11 protein-coding genes are annotated in these 9,894 nt (G+C 53.4%); 4 read left to right on the top strand and 7 right to left on the bottom strand.

Annotated features, from left to right (window positions below):
- Positions 1 to 160: 160 nt before the first annotated feature.
- Both AC19YS_RS23450 and AC19YS_RS23445 read left to right on the top strand, forming a co-directional pair.
- Positions 161 to 799, top strand: coding sequence for a HupE/UreJ family protein (locus AC19YS_RS23450; RefSeq protein ID WP_240344226.1), 639 nt, complete (start codon positions 161 to 163; stop codon positions 797 to 799).
- A gap of 12 nt (positions 800 to 811) precedes the next feature.
- Positions 812 to 1,453: a transmembrane anchor protein gene (locus AC19YS_RS23445; protein ID WP_158879133.1), complete on the top strand. Its 642-nt coding sequence runs from the start codon at positions 812 to 814 to the stop codon at positions 1,451 to 1,453.
- A gap of 293 nt (positions 1,454 to 1,746) precedes the next feature.
- Here AC19YS_RS23445 and AC19YS_RS23440 read toward each other — a convergent pair whose 3' ends face one another.
- Together AC19YS_RS23440 and AC19YS_RS23435 are read right to left on the bottom strand one after the other, a co-directional pair.
- Positions 1,747 to 3,129, bottom strand: a complete 1,383-nt coding sequence (locus AC19YS_RS23440) for a heavy metal sensor histidine kinase (RefSeq protein WP_047338274.1) — start codon at positions 3,127 to 3,129, stop codon at positions 1,747 to 1,749.
- A complete protein-coding gene (locus tag AC19YS_RS23435; RefSeq protein ID WP_032894827.1) occupies positions 3,126 to 3,809 on the bottom strand; it encodes a heavy metal response regulator transcription factor in 684 nt (227 codons plus the stop codon). Before AC19YS_RS23435 ends, AC19YS_RS23440 begins: the two co-directional genes overlap by 4 nt.
- 288 nt (positions 3,810 to 4,097) lie before the next feature.
- Between AC19YS_RS23435 and AC19YS_RS23430 the strand changes: the two genes are divergently transcribed.
- The gene (locus AC19YS_RS23430; protein ID WP_032894829.1) at positions 4,098 to 4,544 is read left to right on the top strand and encodes a DUF411 domain-containing protein; all 447 of its coding nucleotides are present in this window, start codon (positions 4,098 to 4,100) and stop codon (positions 4,542 to 4,544) included.
- Positions 4,545 to 4,595: 51 nt separating this feature from the next.
- Here the strand turns inward: AC19YS_RS23430 and copD are convergent, their stop codons facing one another.
- From copD to AC19YS_RS23405, 5 genes are all read right to left on the bottom strand, one after another.
- Positions 4,596 to 5,531: a copper homeostasis membrane protein CopD gene (gene copD, locus AC19YS_RS23425; protein WP_032894830.1), complete on the bottom strand. Its 936-nt coding sequence runs from the start codon at positions 5,529 to 5,531 to the stop codon at positions 4,596 to 4,598.
- Positions 5,532 to 5,533: 2 nt separating this feature from the next.
- Positions 5,534 to 5,917, bottom strand: coding sequence for a copper homeostasis periplasmic binding protein CopC (copC, locus tag AC19YS_RS23420; protein WP_032894831.1), 384 nt, complete (start codon positions 5,915 to 5,917; stop codon positions 5,534 to 5,536).
- Between the two features lie 69 nt (positions 5,918 to 5,986).
- The gene (locus AC19YS_RS23415; RefSeq protein WP_232964630.1) at positions 5,987 to 6,832 is read right to left on the bottom strand and encodes a copper resistance protein B; all 846 of its coding nucleotides are present in this window, start codon (positions 6,830 to 6,832) and stop codon (positions 5,987 to 5,989) included.
- Positions 6,833 to 6,959: 127 nt separating this feature from the next.
- The gene (locus AC19YS_RS23410; protein WP_032894833.1) at positions 6,960 to 8,813 is read right to left on the bottom strand and encodes a copper resistance system multicopper oxidase; all 1,854 of its coding nucleotides are present in this window, start codon (positions 8,811 to 8,813) and stop codon (positions 6,960 to 6,962) included.
- A gap of 148 nt (positions 8,814 to 8,961) precedes the next feature.
- On the bottom strand, positions 8,962 to 9,171 hold the full coding sequence (locus tag AC19YS_RS23405) for a co-regulatory protein PtrA N-terminal domain-containing protein (protein WP_032894835.1): 210 nt from the start codon (positions 9,169 to 9,171) through the stop codon (positions 8,962 to 8,964).
- Between the two features lie 285 nt (positions 9,172 to 9,456).
- On the opposite strand from AC19YS_RS23405, the gene AC19YS_RS23400 reads away from it, so the two are divergent.
- Positions 9,457 to 9,852 (top strand): hypothetical protein, encoded by a 396-nt coding sequence (locus AC19YS_RS23400; RefSeq protein ID WP_032894838.1) that lies wholly within the window; start codon positions 9,457 to 9,459, stop codon positions 9,850 to 9,852.
- Positions 9,853 to 9,894: the final 42 nt, after the last annotated feature.

The following is a 9,894-nucleotide window of genomic DNA, read 5'->3' as shown; positions in this document are numbered from 1 at the left end:
GCTCCGCATGAGCTACGTCAGATACAGGCTTATTCAATGGGTATACCTGCGGGCAAGGCTTTGTTTTCCACCCGTTCTTGTCTGAGCTGGTCTGTGTGCTGAGAGGTGAGTTGGCCAGACGGTTACGTTGTTTTTACTTATCGCTGCACTTTTCCTGGGAATGCCCGAGGCGATGGCTCACGCCGTCGCGGAAGGTGACAAAGGCTTCATCCAGGAAAGCTCCGGCGTCATGTTGCTGCCTTTCATTTACATGGGCGCCAAGCACATGATGACCGGGTACGACCACCTGCTATTTCTGTTCGGGGTGATCTTCTTCCTCTATCGCCTGAAAGACGTGGGGCTGTATGTCACGCTGTTTGCTGTAGGTCATTCGGTCACGCTGCTGCTTGGCGTACTTACAGAGGTCAGCATCAGCTCGTACATCATCGACGCCATCATCGGCTTCTCGGTGGTGTACAAGGCGCTCGATAACCTGGGCGCATTCCAGCGCTGGTTCGGTTTCCAACCCAACACCAAAGTGGCCACGCTGATCTTCGGCTTGCTCCACGGTTTTGGTCTGGCGACGAAGATCCAGGAATACGAGATCTCACCTGATGGCCTGATTCCGAACCTGATCGCCTTCAACGTTGGTGTTGAGATCGGCCAGTTACTGGCCCTCAGCGCGATTCTCATTCTGATGGGGTATTGGCGGCGCACCGGCAGTTTCTGGCGCCACGCCTATACCGCCAACGTCGCCATGATGAGTGCCGGTTTCCTCTTGATGGGTTACCAGATCACCGGCCTGTTTGTCTCCGCGTAAGGAATTCTGACCATGTTCAATACTCCGCTTCCCACTGTTAATGAATTGCCAAGCACTCGCAAACTGGTGCGCTCCACTGTCATTGCACTGCTGACTGCGGTCGGCCTGCTGGTGACAGTGGTTATGCCTTCGGAATATGCCGTCGATCCAACGGGTGTGGGCCGAGCACTGGGACTGACCCAAATGGGCGAATTGAAGATCATCCTTGCTCAGGAAGCTTTGGCGGATGCCGCGCCACCGCAAGCTGCTGCTCCAGCTCCAGCTCCACAGGTTGCGCAAGTCCAGCCTATTGCGAAACCTGCTGCTCAGCCGGCTCCCACACCCACTTCAGCTTTGAAGACTAATCAAATGAGCGTCACGCTCAAGCCAGGTGAAGGGACTGAAATAAAGTTCGAAGTCTTGAAGGGCAAGTCTGTTGGCTACGAATGGACTGCGGTTGGTGGGCCTGTGAACTTCGATACCCATGGCGAACCCTACAACGGTGAGAAGGGTTACTTCCATAGCTACAACAAGGGCAAGCAGGTCAAAAGTGATAAGGGTGAATTTACCGCCATCTTTGACGGCACCCATGGTTGGTTTTGGCGTAATCGCAGCACTAACGACGTGACCATCACACTGAAAACCAGCGGCGATTATTTGGGCGTCAAACAGTAATCAGAAGCAGCGATGGCTGTGCTACGGCAAGAAACGCAGCGTGCTGCTTGACCACATGTCATTCAATTTCATCCATTTTTGAAGAGTATTCCAATGAAAACCCCAACAACCATGATCCGTTCGATGCTCCTGATCTGCTTCCTTGGTTTGATGACGGCCTGCGGAGGCGATGAAAAAGACGCAACTTCTGAGATCGCTGGGCACGGCCATTCACACGAGTGACGCCGTAAATAAACAAGGCCGCATTGCGGCCTTGTTCCTCAAAGAAGAGGCACGGGAGTTTTCTTTTATTCTCAGTCAGCAGGCCAAGCAGGTAAGCGGATCTCAAAGGTCGTATAGCCTCCTCCGGAGACACACTCAACGGCGCCATCATGGGCGTCAACCAGTGATCTGACGATTGCCAAACCTAACCCCGCGTTGTTCGTAGCACCCTCTCTACGTGCAGGATCGACTCTGTAAAAACGGTCAAACAACCGGGGCAGATGTTCTCCAGCTATTTCCTCGCCGGGGTTCTTCACTGACAAGCTGATTATGCTACCCAACGACTCGATTTTTACGGAGACAGTGCAGTCAGGAGGGGTATACCTGAGCGCATTAGAAAGTAAATTCGAGATCATCCTATCCAACATCGTACCGTCACCATAGACCGCGCCGTGTCCGGAGACTTGTAGCTTTACTCCGGTGTCTTCTGCCAGCAACTGGTAATACTCGAAAAGTTTTTCGACCACCGAACGCAACTCGACTTTCTCTTTGGCAGGTAGAACCAGACCGTTGTCCGATTTTGCTAAGAAAAGCATGCCGTCAATAATGCTGGAGAGTCGGTTCAGATCCTCCAGGTTTGAATAGAGATTCTCTTCATAAGTGTCCGGTGCACGTTTCTTTGAAAGGATGACTTCGGTGTGTGTACGCAGATTGCTGATAGGGGTTCGTAGCTCGTGCGCAATATCGGCTGAAAAGTTGGACAGCCGAACAAAAGACTCTTCAAGGCGAGCAAGCATGGCGTTGAAAGAAGAGACAAGGCTCTCAAGCTCACGAGGCACCGAGTCCATCGGGATGCGTTCTTTCAGCGAACCGGCTGACATTGAGGCCGCGACTTGCGTCACCTGTGCGACCGGCTTTAACCCGCTGCGCGCCACCAGCCACCCTAACGCTGCGCTGACCAGAGCGCTGATAGCCAGCCCAATGACCAGCCACCAACGCAAAGTTTCAACGAAGTGCATGTGACTGGTGATATCCATACTTAACCATGCGGTTAGTGGCTCAGCTTCATTCACTAAATGAACTTGGGCCTTCATGCCTCTATACGTATGGCCGCCAGCCGTCCACTCCAACAAACCTTCCCCAGCCTCATGAACCGCAGCGGTAGGCTGTGCAGTTCCGTTGGGAGTAGCGAAGATCGTCCTCCCTCCGTTGGTGACAATCGATGCTGAAAGCTCCTGATGGGCGCCCAGCAGGGCTTGCAGTTGTAACACCACTTCTGAAGAGTCTACGGAGCCGGCCTCGCCATCCATGATTTGCCGAATGGATACGAGCTTTTCCGTCATCGCTTGACGGTCGAGCGCTTTGAAGTGATGTCTACTAAAAGCATCGAAGGTAAAGCCTGCTACAACCAGCACGGCTACCACGGCACAGACAAACATCATGCTCAAACGGAAGGTAAGAGATACACGCTTCATTCAGTATCCGGCGCATCTAGCATGTAGCCCATTCCCCTGGTGGTCTGAATCAGCTTAGTGTCGAAATCATCATCGATTTTGGCCCGGAGCCGGCGAATTGCTACTTCGATCACGTTGGTATCACTGTCGAAGTTCATATCCCAAACCTGCGATGCGATCAGTGATTTTGGCAGGACTTCCCCTCTACGGCGCATAAGGAGTTCTAGGAGGGAGAATTCTTTGGCGGTGAGGTCAATGCGTCGACCTGAGCGGGAGGCACGTCGTTTCAGAAGATCGACCTCCAGATCGCCGATTTTGATAGATGTTTGGTTGGGTACGGCGGAACCACGGCGGAGCAAGCTTCTGACGCGAGCAAGCAATTCGGAAAATGCAAAGGGTTTGACTAGGTAATCGTCCGCTCCTAGTTCCAACCCTTTGACCCGGTCATCAACCCCGTCCCTGGCTGTCAGAAACAAAACAGGAACTGAGTTCCCGGCTATGCGGACAGATTGAATGACCTCCCAGCCGTCCAGGCCGGGCATCATTACGTCCAGGATCAGAAGGTCATAGGTCTCATTTAACGCATGGTGCAACGCCTCTGTTCCCGTAACAACTCGGTCGACAGTGAAGCCAGCCTCCACAAGACCCTGCTGTAGGTACATTCCGATTTTGGGTTCGTCTTCTGCGACCAAGAGTTTCATGCACGGGCTCCGGTTTGCGGTGTTCTAGTGTGCTACCAATCTGACATCTGTGCGCAAGCTTACGTAAATGTAATTGCCTCAACAGCCCACGGATCGCCCGATGCCACGACAGGTCGGTGTGTGATGGGTTGGATGGAGTGAATTGGCAGGCGGCTTACAAAAATGTAATCAGCGATTTGAGCTTTTTGCGCTTAACCTAATTCCAACCACTGTGGAAGCATGACGGCTGGCCCAAGGCTAGGGGGCTTGCAGAGCAACCGCATACTAAAACGCTACGAGGTGCATCGAATGTTCAAACGAAAGCTATCGCTCGCCGTGGGCTTGATGATTTGTGCTGTCGCGCAGGCGGCTGAGCCGCTCACAATCGATGTGCATCGTGACGCGAACTGCGGATGCTGCAAGGAGTGGGTCAAGCACCTTGAATCGAATGGATTCAAGGTGGTCGACCATGTTGAAAGCAATATGAGCGCTATTAAGCAGAGCTTAGGAGTGCCGCAGGGACTCGCGTCATGCCATACGGCTGTTATTGACGGCAAGTTCGTAGAGGGGCATGTCCCTGCGGAAGAAATCAAGAAGCTGAGTGGCCGCTCAGACCTCGCAGGAATTGCAGTACCAGGCATGCCAGCAGGCTCCCCCGGCATGGACTACGGCCAGAATCATCAACCTTATCAAGTATTGGGGCTCACCAAGGCAGGTGCGCAAGAAGTGGTCGCTGACTACCCCTCGAGCCGATAGTTTTTACCTAGTCCTGAGCGTCCATAGTGACGCTCAGATCTGGCTCATGAATCACCCTTGAGCCATCTCGATTGAAGGGCTCAACGTTCCTAGCCATGCCACCAAGAAAACGATGACAACTGCACAGGTCGATTCGAGCATCACACTTTTTCTCAAGGCAGTTGCTGCCAGAGAATAATCCCCAGCCTTCAAAGAACGTTCAAGTGAGGGACTCAGGTAGAAACGATTGAGTGCAGCAAGCCCAATCATCCCAGCGAAAAGCAGGACTTTCATCAGCAGGAGAATGCCGTAGGTGCTAGTTACGAGTTCGATTACTGTCGGCCCGACAATGAAGAGATAATTAGCGACGCCAGTAATTATGATTGTGCCAACAATAAATCCACCCGCTGTTTCGAATCCTTTAAGCGCTCGTGACAGCACTCTTACGAGTTGCTCCGGATTAGCCCCTTTAATCCTCAACATCAGGCCAAACGCCGCAAGAGCTCCGATCCAGCCCCCAGCGGAGAGGAGGTGCAGAATATCAGCTGCAAAGTGCCAGAACCGCTTAGTACCTTCGTCCATTGCCCCATGACCTGTCCAAGCAAGCGTGGACAAGGCGATGCTGCCTGCCAAGGTAGCAACCCAGAGACTCCCTGTTGGCCATCGCTTGCTCTGACTTGCGACAAAAATCACCACTGCCAGCGAGATCATGCGCGTCACCCAGCTATAGCCGATCTCAGTCTCGTACAGCATCATTTCCAGATGAGGCCGCAGCTCGTCCCAGTCGGAGGCGCCGCTCATATTGCTTGTGATAATCATGAAAGCTGCTACGGACAAAAGCATGCCTATAGCAGCGGTGCCGGGCAGTATCCACCCAAAATGCAGCACCGCTCCGGACACGCGCTCTTTACCCCGAAAGCTGTACAGTCCAAAGACCGCCAGGCCGAACAGGAGCATTAGATCCAGATAAAGCGCGAGGCGCAGCGCCACATTCAATGGGTCGCCCACGCTTATTTCACTTTGAAAGTAACGCTGCCGGTAATCGGATGGGTATCGGAGGAGACCGCTCGCCATTCGACTTTGTAAGTACCAGCGGTGAGAGGAGAGGCCGGGGTCAAGATCATGGTTTTAGGATCGGTACTGCCAGACACGCTGGCTTTCATGGGCATAGGGGAGTGTGACATGCCAGGCATTTCCGTCATGACCAACTTGGCCCCGGAAAACTGAGTAACCAGGTTTTCGGAAAAATGCAGTTCAATCTTCGCAGGAGCTGGGCCGCTCTCGCCTTCAGCCGGAGTTGAAGACAGCAGCTTCGGGTGAGCTTGGGCAACTGCACTGAGCAGCAGGCTAGAAGAAAGAGCGACGGCCACAACACAGGATTTGAATACGGACATGCAAGGCTCCTCACAGCGCGAAGCTGTTGTAATGAGGTTAGATAATTATTTAGTACCGCTAACTTTGTTTCAGAACCACACTCGGACGCCGAGCACTAGGCGTGCTTCGTTGTTATCTTCGCCTTCCTCGCGGGCATAGTCTGCGGTTCTGCCATAAGCCCGATTCCAAGTTACACCGACGTAAGGTGCGAATTGCGGGCGGACTTCGTACCGAAGCCGCAAACCAACCTCACTTTCAGACAGCCCTGAACCGACCCCGCGTTGAGGATCGTTTTTGCCATAGAAATTGAATTCTGCCGTCGGTTGCAGAATCAGCTTATTGGTAAGGAGAATGTCGTAGTCACCCTCCAACCGAGCAGCGGTCTGGCCACCTTCACCCAGATAAGCAGTAGCCTGGGCCTCGAAATTGTAGAGAGCCAGGCCCTGAATACCGAAAGCAGCCCACGTTTGTGGGTCGCCTGGTTTGAAGTCTTGACGAACCCCACCGACTAAATCCCACCAAGGGCTAATGGAGTGGCCCCAAAGTGCCTGAACCTCTGCTTCTTCAGTCTTCCCATTGGTGCGCTCACCTTCGGAGCGCAACCATAGCCGATCAACATCTCCCCCTATCCAACCTTGTGCTTCCCAGTTCAGCGCGCTTCCATCGTCAGCATCCTGCCATTCCAGTTTCTCAAATATAAAAAATGAGTTGATTGCAGTGTCATGAACTTCATGACCACCAGGGGCGTTATAGACTGCGGCTCTGTCAGCATCGGTAAGTGGTGGTATCGGAGTCCGGCTTTGAGTTAGTGGTTGCTTGGCGGGCTGCATACCCTCCATTTTGCTGTGATCCATGCCCTGCATCTGGCTGTGATCCATGCCCTGCATCTGGCTGTGATCCATACCCTGCATCTGGCTGTGATCCATGCCCTGCATCTGCCCAGCGGCCACCCCCTGGCTAGACTCAGCAGCTGCCGGCAAGGCAACACCAGCAGTGAGAGCGACCGTGAGTACAGCCGAGTGCATGCGAGTCCCGCTTAAGAAATTACTCATAGCCATCTCCTTATTCCTCCACGCGCACTTCACGGAACATGCCCATTTCCATGTGGTATAGGAGATGGCAGTGATAGGCCCAGCGTCCCAGCGCATCTGCAGTCACCCGGTAGCTGCGCTTTGATCCTGGCGGCATATCGATGGTGTGTTTGCGGACAAGGAATTGCCCGTTTTCATCTTCAAGGTCGCTCCACATCCCATGCAGGTGGATGGGGTGAGTCATCATGGTGTCGTTCACAAGAACGAACCGAACTCGCTCGCCATACTTCAGTTTTACCGGCTCGGCGTCTGAAAACTTCACGCCGTTGAAAGACCAGGAAAATTTCTCCATATGACCGGTCAAGTGCAGTTCAATAGTGCGACTTGGCTCACGGCCATCTGGATCCTCAAACGTGCTTTTTAGATCAGAGTACGTCAGCACCTTTCGTCCATTGTCGCGAAGGCCCATGCCAGGATCATCGAGCTTCGGAGAGGTCGACATTGCTTGCATGTCGACGAGGGGATTGTTGGACTCTGTGGCTGGGTGCGACTGCATTTCTCCCATACCATTCATGCCGCCCATGGACATATTGCTGTGATCCATTCCCTGCATGCTGGACATGCCTTGCATAGCACCAGAGCTATCTTTCATGGCTCCGCCGTCCATACCTGACATACCCTGCATCGAGTCGTCTCCCATACCGGCCATTTTGCTGTGATCCATTCCAGCCATATCGCCCATACCGGCCATCCCACCGTGATCCATACCGGCCATACCCATGTCGGCCATGGTGACTAGAGGACGAGGGTCTAGCGCAGGCACTGGAGCAGTCATGCCAGACCGGACAGCCAAGGTGCCTCTGGCGTAACCCGACCGATCCATCGACTGCGCAAACAGTGTGTAGGCCTCTTGCGTGGGTTCGACGATCACGTCGAAAGTCTCGGCAGTGGCGATCCTGAACTCATCCACGCTTACCGGTTTGACGTATTGGCCATCAGCGGCCACAACAGTCATCTTCAAACCTGGAATTCGTACATCAAAGTAGGACATGGCTGAACCATTGATGAACCTCAACCTGAGCTTTTCGCCAGGTTTGAAGGTGCCAGTCCAATTGGAGTCCGGAGCCTGTCCGTTCATCAAGTAGGTGTACGTCGCACCACTGACGTCCGCAATGTCCGTAGGATTCATCTTCATCTCGGCCCACATCTTGCGATCAGCGACGGTCGCTGACCAACCTTTGTCAGCCACGTCATTGATGAAGTCACCCACTGTTCGCTTATGGGTGTTGTAGTAGTCCGCCTGTTTCTTCAGTGTTTTCATCAGCGAAGCAGGATTTTCATCAGTCCAGTCACTAAGCATCACCACGAGGTCGCGGTCATACTCAAAAGGCTCAGGCTCTTTGGCATCGATGACCAGTGGGCCGTACACACCAACCTGTTCTTGGAAGCCGGAGTGACTGTGATACCAGTACGTTCCGTTCTGCTTGACCTTGAACTGATAGACGTACGTGCCATCAGGCTCAATTCCATGGAAGCTAAGGCCTGGAACACCGTCCATGTTTGCCGGAAGGATAATTCCGTGCCAGTGGATAGAAGTCATATCCTTGAGGCGGTTCTTGACCCGCAAGGTCACGGTATCGCCCTCACGCCAGCGCAGCTGGGGCCCAGGAATCCCGCCATTTATGGTCATGGCCGTCCGGGAGTTCCCAGTGATATTTACCGGTGTTTCTCCGATGAAGAGGTCAAACTCTGTACCTGACAAGACATTGGCATCGCCCACTCTAGGGGCGGCCCAGATAGGGGTATGCCAGAGGCCTAAACCACCGAGAATCCCGCCTGCGGTGAGTCCTTTCACAAAGGTGCGCCGAGAGGTTTTGGCTTGCATACCGATTCATGTCCCGTCAGTCGGATGTTAGATGTGCGCACTGGGCGTGCCCCTAAGGGCTAACGCTAGACGAGCTAGTGCGCTTGATGTATCGGAAGATGCCATAAGCCAGCAAACGGGGTGATTACATTTCAGTAAGCTGGTTGGCTCAGCAATGGTGAGGCTGCTTTTCAGCCTTGAGCTTCTCTTGTGCAATATTTTCTTGCGCCTCAGCTCCGGGGGCAGACTTTCCGGTGGCCATTGCCGTCTCGCGAGCTCGTTCCATGCGCTCAACCGCACGGTCGCCGCCACCTTCGGCAAAGGCCAGGGACGATATAGCCAAACTGAGTGTAAGAATCACAACGTTGGTTGCTTTCATAGTGCATCTCCTTCAAGGAATTGACTCTCGATGAAACCAGAGAGTTTGAGCGTCAGCTCGATGAGGATGATGAGGGAACGTACCTGTCAGCACGCTTAGCCGGTGATTACACTTTTGACAGCACCCGGAGAAACTCAACATCTGAAAGATCGATGGGCGTCATAAAATTTGACCGCACCACAGAACCGACAGCCGGCTGCATAAATTGATGTAGATCAACTGTGGCACTTCAATGTGGAGTATGTTGAAAAATCAAAATCCGCTAATCAGTACCGGAGATTCTCCATGTTCTGGTTTCGCCATCGTCAACCAACGTTCATACGCCTCGCCATCGTGCTGTGGGTGTTAGCGTTTGGTCTGGCAGCGACCCAGGGATGTCTGGCACAGCCCAGCCACAATCCGGCTACAACTCATGTCTCGCTGATCACCACGCAAGATCACGATAGCCACGACGCCCATGCCCTCGGTTGCCTTCAGCACTGCTCCGATGCGGCAATAGCTGTAAGTCCTTCGCTCCATCTTCAAATATTTGACCTGTTCAGTTGGACGTTTCTGCTCCTTATCCCAGCGTTGCTGATTTTGTATCCCGCCAATCCCTCCGCTTTTGCCTTTCTTGCATTACGGCGTCCTGTACCGGCCAGACCTCCTGCCCGCCTGATTTTCGTCCGTTTCAACGATTAATCCGACCTTCTGCGCGCCGATCTTCGGCGCACTGTCTGACTG

This window comes from Pseudomonas sp. MF08831 (assembly GCF_059862645.1).
Note: the sequence above shows the minus strand (reverse complement) of the source record. Positions and strands in the feature narration are given on the sequence as shown.